Genomic DNA, 15,996 nt, shown 5'->3' with positions numbered 1-15,996 from the left:
ATAATTTTATGAAATTTCGCATTCTCCATACTTCTGACTGGCATCTAGGCCAAAACTTTTACGGTAAAAGTCGTGCTGCAGAGCATCAAAAATTTTTAAATTGGTTACTCACACAAGTCAGTGAACATGACATTGATGCGGTGATTGTTGCGGGTGATATTTTTGATACGGGTACACCACCTAGCTATGCCCGAGAAATGTACTTTGATTTTATCGTCAATATGCATGAAAAAAACTGCCCATTAATCATCTTGGCCGGTAATCATGACTCTGTCGCCATGCTTGGCGAGTCTAAACAGTTATTGTCACATTTATCATGTCGGGTGATCACCAGTGTTAGCGATAAGATAAATCAGCAAGTGATTACGCTCAACAATAAACAAGGTCAGCCAGGGGCGATATTGTGTGCTATTCCCTTTATTCGCCCGCGCGATATTATTAGCAGCAGTGCGGGTCAATCTGTTAAAGATAAACAGCAATCATTGCAGCAAGCGATTAGTGAACACTATCAAACACTATTTGAACAGGCAGAAGTTATTTCTTTAGTCAACGATGAAAATAAATTACCCGTTATTGCCACTGGACACCTGACCACGGTAGGCGTGACCAGCAGTGAGTCGGTACGCGATATTTATATTGGCACCTTGGAAGCTTTCCCTGCCAATGCTTTCCCTCAAGCTGATTATATCGCACTTGGCCATATTCATCGTAGTCAACGTGTTGCTAAATCTGAGCATATTCGCTATTGCGGCTCGCCAATAGCCTTAAGCTTCGATGAAGCAAACCAAACTAAAAAAGTATTAATCGCAGAATTTGAACAAGCAAAACTGAGTCAGGTCATTGAACAAGACATTCCCTGTTTTCAGCCCTTGTTGATGGTAAAAAGTAAACTAGAACAGCTCAGTGAAGATATCAATAAACTCGTTGCCGAGCTAAAAAGCTCGAAGACCTCGTTAGAGAAAGAGCAAAAAATTTGGCTTGATATTGAGATTAACAGTGCTGAATATTTACAAGATTTAACCCCTCGTATTGAAGCGCTTGTCAAAGAACTACCGGTAGAAGTCTTGTTGGTGCGACGCAGTAAAAAATCGAGGCAGTCAATGCCGGAAAGCCAAAAAAAAATCACCTTAAATGAATTATCTTTAGCTGAGGTATTCTCAACACGATTACTGCAAGAAAATTGGCAAACAGACACAGAAATAAGCCAAAAGGGTCGACTCGAACAAATGTTTGCGCAAACGTTAGAGCAAGTACAGCAACAAAATACCACGGGTGAAAATGCCAGTGAAAAATCTCAAGATACAGGTGAAATTAAGTGAGAATATTAAGTTTACGATTTGAAAATATAAACTCACTGAAAGGCGCGTGGAAAATTGATTTTAGCCAAGCACCTTTTGATAATAGTGGCTTGTTTGCCATAACAGGGCCAACAGGCGCTGGAAAAACCACCATATTAGATGCGATTTGCTTGGCGCTCTACCATCAAACACCTCGCTTAAATATTTCAGACAAGCAAAACCAGTTAATGACCCGCCATACGGCGAGCTGTTTAGCTGAGGTTGAATTTGAAGTAAAAGGTAAAGCTTACCGAGCCTTTTGGAGTCAACGACGTGCAAAAAATAGTGTCGAAGGGAATCTGCAGAAGCCGATTGCTGAGCTTGCCGAAATTTCAACATCGACAGTGCACAATGATCAAATAATAGCGACGAAAGTCTCACAAGTACGTACTGAAATAGCCAGTTTAACGGGGTTAGATTTTTCTCGTTTTACCAAGTCTATGATGCTTTCTCAGGGACAGTTTGCGGCTTTTTTAAATGCACCCAGTAACGAAAGAGCTGAACTTTTAGAAGAGTTAACCGGTACTGAAATTTACGGTCAAGTTTCTCAGCAAGTCTATCAGAACCATAAAAATGCCAGTAACGACCTGAAAATATTACAAGCACAGAGCCAAGGTACCGTTATATTGTCGGCAGAAGATTTAACCTCGTTGACTCAACAACTTGAAAAACTTGGTGATGATGAACAACGAGTCGCCACTGATCATGATTTGTGGCAAAAAGCACATCTTTGGCAACAAAAGTCGCTTGAAAACCATAACAGTATTAATGTGGTTAATAGCCAACTTGAGCGTGTAGCACAAAAAGAGCGCGACGCCCAAGATGACTTGAATTTGTTAGCCTTAGCGAAGCCGGCTGAAAAATTGCGACCTGTTTTCGAGCAACATCAGCAAAAAATACAATTACAAAAATCATTAGTTGCCAGTAATAATGAGCTTTTAATTAGCTGTAAAAATATCGAACAGCAAAAAACTATGGCGCAGCAAGCCTATGAAACCTTAACAAAAGAGCAGGGCATTCAACATTTAGCCGATCAACGTATTGAAAATTTGATCATTGAAGAAGTGCTCCCTCTTGATAACAAAATCTTTCATTTGCTTAAACAACAAGAAGAATCAGCCAATAAATTAGTTGAGTTAGCTAATGCTCAGCAGTTATCAAAGAATAATTGCGACAAGTTAATTAACGAGCAACAACAACATCAAATACAGTTTACTGAAAACGAAGGCTTTATTAGCAATAATCAGATATTGAAGTTTTTGCCCGAGAAGCTGCCATTATGGCAAAGTCAGTATCAATATTTATTGCTCACTGAAAACGAAGTACAGCAAATTCTAAGTGACCAGCAAGGTTTGCACTTACAACGTCAAGAATTAAGTATTCAACAAGAAAATCAGCAAAATTTGATCAACAAACAGCAAAGTCTGCACAATGGTCTTGTTGAGCGATTTGAACAATATCAACAAGAAATAGCTATCGTTTTAGAGCAAGTGTCGATGAATGACCGATCAGTACTTCAAAACGAGATACAACAACGACAAGGGCAAATTGCCAAGCAAATAACCGCTCTTGAAAGCGCTCGGCGCTTTAACTTTTTAACAAATGAAGTCGCTAATGCTAATGCCGATAACGCGGCAAAGAAACAGCAATATCAACGCGTTTGTGAACAAGTACTTGAATTAAGAAACGAATATCGACAAGTGCAGATAACGCGTGATGATGTCATGCTTATTGTAGATCAACAAAAAACTATTTTATCGTTAAATGAGCATCGTAAAAATCTTCAGCCCGAGCAAGCGTGTCCATTATGTGGTTCAAATGAGCATCCGGCTATCGACGAATATTCATCATTAGCCGAAGGTGAATCGTCTGAGTACCAACAAAGGTTTGAGCAGTTAACACAACAATTAAAACAATTAGAGCAGCGAGGCAAGGCTCAAGCAGAAATCCAAGCTCAGCTAAAGGCAGAACTTGGCGTTGCCAATAAACAACAAGAAGAAAAATTAATAGAGCAACAAGTTTTATTGAGTCAGTGGCATTCAAAAGCACTACCACTTGATCTAGATTGTCCATTAGCAGATTTAGCCTTTATCGAGGCTTTTATTAGTGAGCGAGAAAACAATCTAGAACATTTTGTTAACACAAACGTCAGGCTTCAAAAGGTTGAACAACATTTACAGCAGTGCCAGCAGCAATTAAGTGCTACTGAAAAAGATAAGGCGACGCTTGAAAACCAAGCTTTGCTGCTAATAAATAATCAAGAAAACATTCAAATAAGTTTGCAACAATTAACGGTGCTTCTCGCACAAAAGCAACAAATTAAGGCCGAAGGGTTTACTGCTTTTAAAGCCGATATTAGCGCCATAGCCAAGCAGGTAAATGCAGATCAAAGTCCCGTATCATTTATGGCGTTGTTTAACGACAACACTGAAACGCTAGCCAGTAATGAAGTTTTTTCTACTTGGTTTACTGAAATAAGCGAACAAGTAAAACGCTATCAACAGATGTTGCAACAACAAGAGCAGTTCTTGCAAGTCATTACAGGCTTAAAGCAACAGTTAGCGGTCGCACAAATACATGATAATGGGCTCAATGACGACTACGCGCATGTTAGTAAAACTCAGGGGCAAGTTGTCAGTGAATTAAAACAAGCTCAACAGCAACGTTTTAATCTTTTTGAAGAAAAAACCATTAGCGAAGTTAGAGCTGATATCACCACTAAGCGAAATGCGGTAGCTGATGAACTTGATAAATTACAACAATATTTTCAGCAATGCATGCAAACGTACCAACACCAGCAAGGTCTATTAAAAAGCGCTGAACAGCAATTAACACATCTTAATGAAGAAGTTGAATTATTGACTTCAGCATGGCAAAACGACTTATCTAAAAGTGATTTTTTGCAAGAAATTGATTTTATTAACGCGTTATTACCCCTTGATAAACAAGATGTGTTTCAGCAAGTGTTAGACAATATCACCATTGAAAAACAGCGTTCACAAACCTTACTTGAGCAATATCAGCAACAACTTGAACAATTGACTGTTGAGCAAGCTGTGATTGAACAAGCGGGCGTTACTGACTTTAGTACCTTAGTGATTGCTGACAAATTGGCCGCGTGTAAAGAGCAGTTGAAACAAGTCCAAATAAAACTAGGACAATTAGGGCAAACATTAAAACATGACGACATTCAGCGCCTACAACAACATGGTTTACTTGAAAAAATAACTGCCCTACAAAAAGATGTCGATGATTTAGCCCATTTAAACGGCTTAATTGGTTCGGCAGATGGCGCGAAATTTAGAAAGTTTGCTCAAGGATTAACACTTGCTCATCTAGTTTATCTAGCGAACCAGCAGCTTGAGCGCTTACATGCTCGCTATCAACTTAAGTGCCAACAATCTGAGGCATTAACCCTTGAGGTTCTTGATACATGGCAAGCGGATAGTGTGCGGGATACTAAAACACTTTCTGGTGGTGAGAGTTTTTTAGTGAGTTTGGCGTTGGCGTTAGCCTTGTCTGATTTAGTCAGCGCTAAAACCAGTATTGACTCTCTTTTTCTTGATGAAGGTTTTGGCACACTTGATAACGATACCCTTGAAGTGGCACTTGATGCGTTAGATAGTTTAAATGCTAGTGGTAAAATGATCGGTGTTATCAGTCATGTAGATACGCTTAAAGAACGTATTCCTGTACAAATAAAAGTTAAAAAATGTAGTGGTTTAGGTGTAAGCGAGCTCGAGAGTCAGTTTAGATTTTAGTCGATGGGCGGTCAGTAGAGTAGGTTATTAACTATTAATTAACCTACTCTTGCTTATTTTAAGTGTTAAGAGCCTTCAGCAAAAGGAGGGGCTGTTCTGGCAGGTATGTTGCTTAGCGCTTCTAAACTTTCAACTTTCAATAATAATTTTTTATTCTGCTCACTGAGTTGAGTGACCCGGCTCGCCAGGGCTATTTGTTGTTTATCACGACGTTGAGAGTTTGACTCTATTGCGGATAACTCTAGCGATAAATTTTTAATATTTTCACTCAACTTTTCTTTTAGTGCGTCTATTGAGAACTCTGTAGCGACTTGCTTATTATTCACATCGTTAACGGCGGCGTTTGTTGCCGCAACTGATTTACCTTGAGTTACTGATAAGTCAGTCAATAATTTATTGTCTTTTTGTAAAGTCTTTATTTGAGCTTGGTTTCTTCGCCAAGCAGAAGCCCAAAGCTTGTCCATTTCTTCCCATAGTTTATCACTGGTCTTACCGAGTGTTTCTATGCGTACCTTCATCTCGACTGCAGATTCACCCATTTCTTCGCCGGTAGCGGAAAGTTGCTGCTCTAAGTCGGCAATGCGTTGCTCTGCTGAAGCTATAATGGCATTTGTTTTAATATTTTGTTGATAAAGCCAATAGCCAGCACCGGCAATAAATAAATAGATAAAAATAATCGCCGCTTTAGCGAGTTTTATTGGTGGCGAGCTAGGTGTTTTTGGTGACTTTACTACTTTGGGCTGAGGTGATGTAGTATCAACCGAATTAGCTGAAGCGGGAGAATAAGTTCGATTATTTTTGAATGCCTCAACCTGATCTTTATCAGGGGTAATACTTGGCATGTTGTGGTCGATTTGCTTGGTCAAAATATTTTCCTGTTAGTACTATTTATATCATTTATATCATTTTTATCTTATGGGTTATTCTACACAATTATAATTTTATGTATTCAAATTAATATCATTATTTTGATGAGATAAAAAATTGAAAAAAAAACCAATAAGTCAGACTTATCGGTTTTATAATATTTTAATAAGAAATGTTAGTAACTATCGTTATGAACACTCATTACCGCTCGACCAGAAGGGTCAGCATTATTTCTAAAACTTTCGTCCCATGCTAATGCTTCTTCGGTGCTACAGGCAACCGATTTACCACCAATTACACAGTCTGCTGCTGAAGCGAGTGGAAATTTATCTTCAAAAACAGTACGATAAAAATATGCCTCTTTACTGTCTGGGGTATTCACGGGAAACTTAAAGCTAGCCGTTGTAAGTTGTTGATCTGTTACTTGAGATTCAACGTGCGCTTTTAAGCCATCAATCCAAGAATAACCAACACCATCAGAAAACTGCTCTTTTTGACGCCACAAGATCTCTTTTGGCAAATAACCTTCAAAAGACTCACGTAAAATCGCTTTTTCCATTTTTCCGTTGCCACACATTTTATCTTCTGGGTTGATGCGCATGGCAACATCCATAAAGTTTTTATCTAAAAATGGCACACGGGCTTCAATACCCCAAGCCGACATAGATTTATTGGCACGTAAGCAATCAAACTTATGTAACCTGTCTAACTTACGGTTAAGCTCTTCATGAAACTCTTGTGCGTTAGGCGCTTTATGGAAATATAAGTAACCACCAAAAATTTCATCAGCGCCTTCACCTGAAAGTACCATTTTTATACCCATGGCTTTTATTTTACGCGCCATCAAGTACATAGGCGTAGAAGCTCGAATAGTGGTAACGTCATAAGTTTCTAAGTGATAGATAACTTCTTGTAAGGCATCTATACCTTCTTGCTCAGTAAACACCACGCTGTGATGGATAGTACCTATGCTGTCTGCTACTGTTTTAGCGGCAATTAAATCTGGCGAGCCTTCAAGACCACAAGCGAAAGAATGAACCTTTGGCCACCAAGCTTCAGCTAAATCATTATCTTCAATTCGACGTGCAGCAAATTTTTGCGTGATAGCCGATATTAGCGATGAATCTAAACCACCCGATAATAAAACACCGTAAGGAACATCTGTCATTAAATGACTTTTAACAGACTCTTCTAACGCTTCACGAATTTTTGTTTTACTGGTGGTATTATCTTTAATTGCAGAATATTGTTGCCAGTTACGTTTATAGTACTTTTGTAACTCGCCAACACGACTATCAAGAATATGACCGGGAGGAAACTCACTGACTGTTTTACAAATAGGCATTAAAGCTTTCATTTCAGAGGCAACATAAAAGTTACCGTCTTCATCATAGCCAGTGTAAAGCGGGATGATACCCATATGATCGCGTGCAATGAGGTAAGAGTTATCACTCTCGTTGTATAAACAAAAAGCAAACATGCCTTGTAGTTTATCAATAAAGTCAGCGCCAAATTCTTTATATAACGGCAGAATAACTTCACAATCTGAGCCGGTTTGAAATTGGTAATCAACGGTTAAGTTAGCTGCTAGGGCTTTATGGTTATAAATTTCACCATTTACGGCGAGTATGTTTGTTTTTTCTTCGTTATATAATGGTTGAGCACCGTGCTCAGTATCAACAATTGATAAGCGCTCATGCACTAAAATAGCATGTTCGCTGCTGTAAATACCGGACCAATCAGGACCGCGGTGACGTAATAAACGAGAATATTCTAAAGCTTTCGGACGAAGTGCGTCTGCACCTGTTTTTATATCTAATATACCAAAGATCGAACACATTGAAGCGCTACTCCTTTAAATTATTAACAAATTGTGGGGTACGTATAAAATTAATCACTTATACGATGGTGTCACTGTGACAGCTATACAAATATTATCAAGTGCTATTTGTGCTCAAAACTAATATATGGTTATAAGGGGCAGATTTTTATATAAAAAAAACGCTAGAGACTGCAGTCAATCGCGTTTTTTTACAATCAAATATTATTGATTAAATATTGTTAGTCACGTCAACCGACAACTTTATCATTTGACCCGGTTGTAAGTACTTTTTGCGATTTAAGCTGTTCCAGCGTTCAATGTCACTAATAGAGACCTTAAACTTATTAGCAATACGTGCGAAGGAGTCACCACGTCTTACCTTATAGGTGATATTTCGCATGATCGCCTGCTCTGGCGGTTGATAAGACGTTGTGTTGGCTAAGTTTTCTTGAACCATTGCCGTTTTTTGCCAAATAACCAATTTTTGCCCAAGTTTTAGGACATCGCGTGGCGCCATACCGTTCCATTTTGCGATACTTCGGCTACTGACCTTATATGCTTGACCTATATCCCATAAGGTATCACCTGCGACGACAAGGTGTGTTGTTTTCTCGCCATTTCGTTGACGGTTTTTGGTGGTCGCGGTGCGTTGCTTTTGAGAAAAGACATAACTGTCAAGCGACTGCGTCGCAACAGGAATTAATAAGTGTTTGCCAGCACGAATTTGCGTGCCTTTGATATTATTAACCTGCTTAATTAATTTGATATCGGTATTAAATTTATGGGCGATTTCTCCTAAGTTATCTCCATTTTTAATTTTATAACGCTGCCAGGCTAAACGATCTTCTGTGGGGAGTTCAGCGAGTTTTTTCACAAAGTTAGCGACTTTATGGTTAGGTATTAATAAACGGTGTGGACCATCAGGGTCGGTTGCCCAACGATTAAAACCAGGATTTAAGCGCTGTAATTCAGCCAAAGATAAATCGGCTAACTTAGCCGCTTTTGCTAAATCTAGCTGCGAGCCTATATCAATATTAGTGATTTGACTCTTATTTTCAATTTCGTAAAGTTTAATATTAAAATCTTCAGGACGTTTTATCACATCGGCCAAAGCGAGTAGTTTTGGTACGTAAGCTCTAGTTTCTCTTGGTAAATCTAAAGACCAAAAATCTGTTGGTAAATTTTTACGGGCATTTTTTTTCATCGCACGTTTTACGCGACCTTCACCAGAATTATACGCAGCGAGTGCTAATAGCCAGTCACCATCAAAAAATTTGTTTAAATACTTTAAATATTGAATTGCACCCTGTGTTGATGCAATAACATCACGGCGTCCGTCATACCACCAGTTCTGTTTCATATTGAAACGCTTGCCGGTTGCTGGAACAAATTGCCACATACCTGAAGCGCGACCATGAGAGTAAGCAAAGGGATCAAAAGCACTTTCAACTATAGGTAAAAGCGCTATTTCTAACGGCATATTATTTTTTTCAAGTTCTTGCACAATATAATAAATAAAGGGCTCAGCACGTTTTGCTACGCGGTCAAGGTATTCAGGATGTTTTACAAACCAATTGCGTTGTTGTGTGAGGCGCTTATCTTCTGGAATTTCAAAGGTAAATTTAGTGCGAATACGCTGCCAGATATCGTCGGATACATAAATATCATCAACAATTTCTGGGTCGGTTAAGGTAAATTCAACATCCGCAACCGGATGAATAATATCAATGTTTTCATCGGCTAATATCGCCTGATTAATTTCAGCAGTACTAGCGATCATCCGTTGGTTAATATCTGTTGCTTGAGAGCCATTACTATTTTGCACTGACGTCGCTTGACAACCCATTAGGATAACAGCAGCAGCAACAGAAAATGACAGTGGTAAAGCTTTTGCAAAAGTATATATTTTAGCAGGTGATTTTTTTGATGTTTTTAAGAGAAAGTTCATGTAGGCACTATATTAATTTACTTAAGGTTAGTTTCACTTATTTAGCCTGCTTATTCAAGCGTGGCTTGTATATTAGTCAAAGAGTCACCGGCTTAGAATTCATTCTTCCACTGCCTAATAACGGTGAAGGTTGCTAAGGTATTTATTGACTTTTTGCCACTATAATCAACAGCACTATCGATGATTTCTTGTTGTTGGCAACGCAAAAATGGGTTGATTTTTTTCTCAAGCAAAATAGAAGTAGGGATGGTTGAAATGTTTTTGGCTCGACGCTCAACCACTTGATTATAATAGTGAACAAGTTCAGCATTATTAGGCTCGACAGCCAGTGCAAACCGTAAATTAGCTAAGGTGTACTCATGAGCGCAGTAAACATGTGTTCGATCAGGTAAGTCGGTTAAACGGGTTAAAGCACTCAACATCTGTTTCGGTGACCCTTCAAATATTCGTCCACAGCCGCCTGAGAATAAAGTATCACCACAAAAAACAACATCACCGGTGTAATATCCAATATGATCTAAGGTGTGTCCTGCAAGGTCAATTATTTCAAAAGAGGTTGCAAGCGCGGCAATTTCGATGATTTGCTTATCCATCACCCGCACATCAACATTGGTTATTTTTTCATTTTCAGGTGCGTAAACAGTAAGTGACCAGTTTTTATTTTTACAGTAGCTTTTTAATTCAGCAACGCCTCCGGTATGGTCAGCATGATGATGGGTGATTAAAATAGCGCAAAGCTGTAAATTATTTTCTTCTAAATATTTAATACAAGGCTTAGCATCTCCTGGATCGACCAGAGCAACCGGTTTTAGCGTTGTTTGATTAGCCACATTTTCTTGAGAAGAGGTGATTGCCCAAAAATAATTGTCGGTAAAAGCGGGAATTGCCGTAATCAAAATTGGCTTTAGTGTTTGACTTTGCACGTTAAATCGTCCTCAATGAAGCTAGAGTAACTAGTATACCCGTAAACGAACTAAAAAGGCGTATCTAACTGATGAAACCTGCTTTGGGCTATCGCCAACCCCATTACCCAAAATCTTGGCAAGCTTTACCAAATGGTGAGGTGATAGTTAAAGAAATTGAACAAGTGTTAGCGCTGTGGTGGCCAAAGTTTTTTGGCTATCATTTATTAAAAATTGGCGCACTCAGTGGTTATATAGACAGTTCAGGCTGTACAATTAAGCATCAAATGAATTTGGTTGAACGAAAACAAAACGGTGATATTATCGCCGATGTAGACGATTTACCGTTTTTAGAACATAGCATTGATGTCTGTTTACTCAGCCATGCTTTAGAATTTTCACTCGACCCTCACCATGTTGTGCGAGAAGCTAGCCGGGTATTGATCCCTAATGGTTATTTAGTGATTACCGGTTTTAACCCTTTTAGTTTAGCGGGTCTAAATAAATTTATTCCCTATCGTAAACATAACACCCCGTGGAACGAGCGTTTTTTTTCGGCGATGCGAGTCAAAGATTGGCTACATTTAATGGGCTATGAAATATTAGTCGATGAGAAAGTTATTTATTCTTCTTTGTCTGGTCGCTTAAGCCAAGGTAAAATTGTCCAAGTTTGGCAAAAACTCGCCAGTGACTTTTTACCTAATTTCGGTTCTATCTATGTTTTAGTGGCCAAAAAACGTGTTCATCCATTAACGCCTATTAAGCCTAAGTGGAAGATAAGGCCAAAGTTTAATCAAGTAGAAGTGCCGAGTATGAATTCATCACATAAAATTAACTAATCTTTAAGTCCCTAACAAAGAGAACAGAGCAATGATCCATCGTAATGAATTAGAGCACCACCTAAATGCCTTGCTAAAGCCTGAACAAATTAAAGACTTTTGTCCTAATGGTTTACAAGTTCAAGGCAGTGACGAAATCCATAAAATTGTCACCGGCGTAACGGCGACACAAGCTTTAATTGCCCAAGCTATTGATGAAAAAGCGGATGCTTTAGTAGTCCATCATGGTTTTTTTTGGAAAAATGAATCTTATGTTATTCGTGGCATGAAATATAAACGAATTAAAGCGCTACTTGATCACAATATTAGCTTATTTGCCTACCATTTGCCGCTTGATATTCATCCTGAATTAGGAAATAACGCGCAGCTTGCTCAATTATTTGAAATAAATAATGTCCAACCTCTAGAAGTTGGCAACCCGTTAAGCGTTGCTGTGCGTGGTGAGTTCTCTCATCATATTTCAGGTGATGAACTGAGCACACGTATCTCTCAGCAATTATCAAGAAATTGCTTACATATTACGCCGCCTTCTAATAAAAAAATAAAGACAGTCGCTTGGTGCAGCGGTGGTGGACAAAATTATATTGAACTTGCCGCGGAGCAGGGCATTGACGCATTTATCAGCGGAGAAATTTCAGAGCAAACTACCCATGTTGCCACTGAAATGGATATTCATTTCTTTGCGGCCGGCCATCATGCAACCGAGCGTTATGGCGCTAAAGCGTTGGCCAAACACCTTGAAAAAGAATTATCAATACCGACAGTTTTTATCGACATTGATAATCCTGCTTAAAAAATATACTCAGCCGTCATGCTGCCCCAATCCGTGATCTGATCTCTCTGTCATCTGATCCTCCATCCGTCATCTGACCTCCATCCGTCATCTGACCTCCATCCGTCATCCTGAATTTATTTCAGGATCTCGCACTGCACAACAAAACACAAAGCCCAGATACTGAAACGAGTTCAGCATGACGGTGAAGAAGACAAAGCCTAGATACTGAAAGTACTCCACCCGCTATTCTGACCTCCATCCGTCGTCCTGACCTCCATCCGTCATCCTGAATTTATTTCAGGATCTCGCACTGCACAACAAAACACAAAGCCCAGATACTGAAACGAGTTCAGCATGACGGTGAAGAAGACAAAGCCTAGATACTGAAAGTACTCCACCCGCTATTCTGACCTCCATCCGTCATCCTGAATTTATTTCAGGATCTCGCACTGCACAACAAAACACCAACCCAGATACTGAAACGAGTTCAGCATGACGGTGAAGAAGACAAAGCCTAGATACTGAAAGCACTCCACCCGCTATTCTGACCTCCATCCGTCATCCTGAATTTATTTCAGGATCTCGCACTGCACAACAAAACACCAACCCAGATACTGAAACGAGTTCAGCATGACGGTGAAGAAAGCAAAAACCAGATACTGAAACGAGTTCAGCATGACGGCGAAGAAGGCAAAAATCAGATACTGAAACGAGTTCAGTATGATGGTAATAGAAGCCGCTATTAGCTCTTTAACCACTGAACCAAGCGGCCTATGCTTTCGTACCAGGCATAAGTTGTTTGCTCTAAATTTTTAGGTCTAGGAACATAGTCATGCCAGTATTTTTTATCATTCATTCCTTTGGTCCATTTTCCTGCAGGGGCAGCTATGGGGTTAATACCCTCTAGCTGGAAGTACTTAATCGCACGCGGCATGTGATCAGAATTAGTCACTAAAACAACATTTTTCCCACTGACCCTCGGCGCCATTAATTGTGCTTCTTCTTCGGTATCTTGCGGAAATCCTTCAACAATTATTTTTCTCTCAGCAACACCTAATAACATCGCAGCTTGCTTAACTTTCTCGGCATTACTCGTTTCGTCATTGCCGGCATAACCGGAAGTAATTAGCTGCGCTTCTGGGTGAATACGTAAAATTCGTATTGCTTCAACGAGTCGTTGCAATGAACAGACACCTAATTCGCTAGTCGCTGGTAATTGAGCATCAGTGGTGTGCCTGCAACCTAAAATAATAATATAATCAACAGGTTTATTTGAGCGGGTAAACGCGGAATATTGACTTTCTAGTGGTGCCATTACTAAATTAGCAAACGGACGAAATGAGCTTAGCGTTAATAATAAGGTGGCTAAGATTAAGCAGCTATAACTGAATCTCTTTTTATATTGATAAAAAATAATAGCCAATAGCAGTAATAGTATAACAATACTTAACGGCATGATCAGCGCGCTAATAATTTTTTTAACTAAAAATAGATCCATAGTAATTAATCTTAGGTCGTTGTATATTTGAAATATTATTTGAGATTATAATCATCATTGATAGATATACCAAGTGAAGTGATTGATTGATCACCAACCGAGAGTTTACATGCCCTATTGCCATGAGTTTGCCGTATTTTCTGTTAGCAAAGAAAATCAACAAAGAGTGATTGAATTAAGTGAATTATTGTTTGCAGAAATGAACAATGAAAACGCGGTATTAATATCACATAATATATTACTTAAGACTGACAATGATGAAGAAATTTGTTGGCAACTGGTGTGGTTAAATGAAGCAGTGGTTGAGGAAAATGCTAAGAAATGGCCTAGCTTTCCAAGCAGTGCTGAACTGGAGTCACTGGTCGGGGCTCGGCTTTATTATGGATATTTTTTAGCCATTTAAGCCTTGATTAAGCGACTGAAAAAAGCGAAGTCATTTATGCTTCGCTTCGCTATTTATTAAACTAAGCTTGTTAACATCTCAGCATTGTATTCAACTAAGTCGATACCTGAACGTACTTTAGCGACGTAATCAGCATTAGCAATAAAAGGTCGTCCAATAGCGACTAGGTCAAACTTATTATTGGCAATGGCAACACTGGCGGTATCAGGAGTATAACTGCCGACACCAACTAAGGTTTTAGTGTAGTTAGCGCGCATATAACTTGATGCTTGGCCATCTAAATAATCAAAGACCATAGCATCATCAAAAATACCTAAATGTAAAAAAGCAAGATCACGCTGTTCAAGTTCGTTGAGCAAGTAATCAAATACTTGACGGTCTCTTACATCGCCAGACATATTGAAATAGGCACCTGGGCTTATTCTTAATGCCGTTCTATCTTTGCCAATACTGGCAATAACAGCGTCAACAACAGCTAATGGAAAACGTGACATATTTTCTGGTGTCGCGCCGTATTCATCGGTGCGATGGTTACTATCATAATGAAGGAATTGGTCAATTAAATAGCCGTTAGCACCATGAATTTCAACACCGTCAAAACCTGCCTCAAGAGCATTTTTTGCCGCTTGAACGTAGTCTGCAACTAATTGCTCGATGTCTTGATGAGTAGCGGCTTTCGGCACTTGATAGTTTAAGTCGCGCATTCTCGGCACTGTACCTTCAACACCTACCGCCGATGGTGCTAAAACATCACTAGAGCCATTATTATTGTGCTCAAAAAAGTGAGGATGAGCAACTCGGCCGGTATGCCAAAGTTGAGCAAATATTTTACCACCTTTATCATGAACCGTCTTGGTGACAAACTTCCAAGCGTTGACTTGCTCTTTGGTAAATAAGCCGGGTGTATTTGGATTACCTTGACCATCAGGGCGGATTATTGTTGCTTCAGAAATAATTAAACCTGCTTCTGCTCTGCGACCATAATACTCAGCCATTGCTAACGTAGGCACTAAGTTATCATCAGCCATACAACGTGTTAATGGCGCCATTAGGATACGGTTATTTAAAGTGATGGTGTTATTTAGTGCATAAGGTTGTAATAAATTATCAGTCATTAATTATCTCTATTAATCGATTTCTTTCTTGAATATGCGTTCAAGATAGCGTTTATTGAACAATCATTCAAGTATTATTTTTGAATGATTGTTCAAAATTAAGTATCATGTCCTTATCGTGTCGATAATTGATAAGTGGTAACCATGAGAAATGCTGAGTTCGATCGAGAAAAAGTACTGAGAGCTGCGATGAGCTTATTTATGGAAAAAGGCTATAGCAAAACCAGTATGCCTGATTTAAAAAAGGCGACAGGTCTACACCCAGGTTCAATTTATTGTGCTTTTGATAATAAACGTGGGTTACTTCTAGCCGCTATCGCACAGTATAAAGCCGATCGTAATGTCGAGTTTTCACGGTTTTTCTTAAGCGATGAAACAATTCTGGCACAATTAAAAAAATATTTGGACCATATGGTCAGTGAGTGTGTCAGTGGTGATCCCGCTAAAGGCTGCTTATTTATTAAAACCCTTTACGAGTCAACAGAAGAAGACCAAGAAGTGCAAGCTGTTATTGCTGACAATGTTTTGCAATGGCAACAATCGCTAGCTGATAAGTTTACGCAAGCGCAGGCAGCAAAAGAATTATCATTAAATAAAAAGAGTGAACACTTAGCGCAGTTTTTAATGATGGGGATTTATGGCTTACGCACTTTTGCTCAATCAAATCCCGATCAAGAAACATTACAAGCGTTAGCTGAGCAATTATTTGACAGTATTGATAATTAACCT

Annotated in this window: 12 protein-coding genes; 6 read left to right on the top strand and 6 right to left on the bottom strand. The window is 39.1% G+C overall.

Translation table 11 applies throughout. The features are described from left to right. Positions 1–8: 8 nt before the first annotated feature. Together sbcD and ESZ26_RS01460 are read left to right on the top strand one after the other, a co-directional pair. Positions 9–1,319 (top strand): exonuclease subunit SbcD, encoded by a 1,311-nt coding sequence (sbcD, locus tag ESZ26_RS01465; RefSeq protein ID WP_146797441.1) that lies wholly within the window; start codon positions 9–11, stop codon positions 1,317–1,319. Next, on the top strand, positions 1,316–5,098 hold the full coding sequence (locus tag ESZ26_RS01460) for an AAA family ATPase (protein WP_146797444.1): 3,783 nt from the start codon (positions 1,316–1,318) through the stop codon (positions 5,096–5,098). The genes sbcD and ESZ26_RS01460 overlap by 4 nt, the downstream gene beginning before the upstream one ends. A gap of 65 nt (positions 5,099–5,163) precedes the next feature. Here the strand turns inward: ESZ26_RS01460 and ESZ26_RS01455 are convergent, their stop codons facing one another. The 4 genes from ESZ26_RS01455 to gloB form a co-directional block, all read right to left on the bottom strand. Next, positions 5,164–5,964 (bottom strand): coiled-coil domain-containing protein, encoded by an 801-nt coding sequence (locus tag ESZ26_RS01455; protein ID WP_146797446.1) that lies wholly within the window; start codon positions 5,962–5,964, stop codon positions 5,164–5,166. Positions 5,965–6,140: 176 nt separating this feature from the next. Then, positions 6,141–7,805 (bottom strand): asparagine synthase B, encoded by a 1,665-nt coding sequence (asnB, locus tag ESZ26_RS01450; protein ID WP_146797448.1) that lies wholly within the window; start codon positions 7,803–7,805, stop codon positions 6,141–6,143. Between the two features lie 211 nt (positions 7,806–8,016). Further along, on the bottom strand, positions 8,017–9,633 hold the full coding sequence (locus tag ESZ26_RS01445) for a lytic transglycosylase (protein WP_395880539.1): 1,617 nt from the start codon (positions 9,631–9,633) through the stop codon (positions 8,017–8,019). Positions 9,634–9,827: 194 nt separating this feature from the next. Then, a complete protein-coding gene (gloB, locus tag ESZ26_RS01440) occupies positions 9,828–10,658 on the bottom strand; it encodes a hydroxyacylglutathione hydrolase (RefSeq protein WP_146797453.1) in 831 nt (276 codons plus the stop codon). A 71-nt stretch (positions 10,659–10,729) separates the two neighbouring features. On the opposite strand from gloB, the gene ESZ26_RS01435 reads away from it, so the two are divergent. Together ESZ26_RS01435 and ESZ26_RS01430 are read left to right on the top strand one after the other, a co-directional pair. Beyond that, positions 10,730–11,476: a class I SAM-dependent methyltransferase gene (locus ESZ26_RS01435; protein WP_146797456.1), complete on the top strand. Its 747-nt coding sequence runs from the start codon at positions 10,730–10,732 to the stop codon at positions 11,474–11,476. 31 nt (positions 11,477–11,507) lie between these two features. Next, on the top strand, positions 11,508–12,269 hold the full coding sequence (locus ESZ26_RS01430; protein ID WP_190278369.1) for a Nif3-like dinuclear metal center hexameric protein: 762 nt from the start codon (positions 11,508–11,510) through the stop codon (positions 12,267–12,269). A gap of 724 nt (positions 12,270–12,993) precedes the next feature. On the opposite strand, the gene ESZ26_RS01425 is transcribed toward ESZ26_RS01430, so the two are convergent. Continuing rightward, positions 12,994–13,749: an ElyC/SanA/YdcF family protein gene (locus ESZ26_RS01425; protein ID WP_146797458.1), complete on the bottom strand. Its 756-nt coding sequence runs from the start codon at positions 13,747–13,749 to the stop codon at positions 12,994–12,996. Positions 13,750–13,858: 109 nt separating this feature from the next. On the opposite strand from ESZ26_RS01425, the gene ESZ26_RS01420 reads away from it, so the two are divergent. Further along, positions 13,859–14,152, top strand: a complete 294-nt coding sequence (locus ESZ26_RS01420; RefSeq protein ID WP_146797461.1) for a hypothetical protein — start codon at positions 13,859–13,861, stop codon at positions 14,150–14,152. Between the two features lie 56 nt (positions 14,153–14,208). Here the strand turns inward: ESZ26_RS01420 and ESZ26_RS01415 are convergent, their stop codons facing one another. Beyond that, the gene (locus tag ESZ26_RS01415) at positions 14,209–15,267 is read right to left on the bottom strand and encodes an alkene reductase (protein WP_146797463.1); all 1,059 of its coding nucleotides are present in this window, start codon (positions 15,265–15,267) and stop codon (positions 14,209–14,211) included. A 144-nt stretch (positions 15,268–15,411) separates the two neighbouring features. Here ESZ26_RS01415 and ESZ26_RS01410 point away from each other — a divergent pair, with 144 nt between their 5' ends. After that, positions 15,412–15,993: a TetR/AcrR family transcriptional regulator gene (locus tag ESZ26_RS01410; protein WP_146797466.1), complete on the top strand. Its 582-nt coding sequence runs from the start codon at positions 15,412–15,414 to the stop codon at positions 15,991–15,993. Positions 15,994–15,996: the final 3 nt, after the last annotated feature.

The organism is Colwellia hornerae (assembly GCF_007954355.1).
Lineage (GTDB): Bacteria > Pseudomonadota > Gammaproteobacteria > Enterobacterales > Alteromonadaceae > Colwellia_A > Colwellia_A hornerae.
This window is presented reverse-complemented; position numbering and strand designations above follow the sequence as displayed.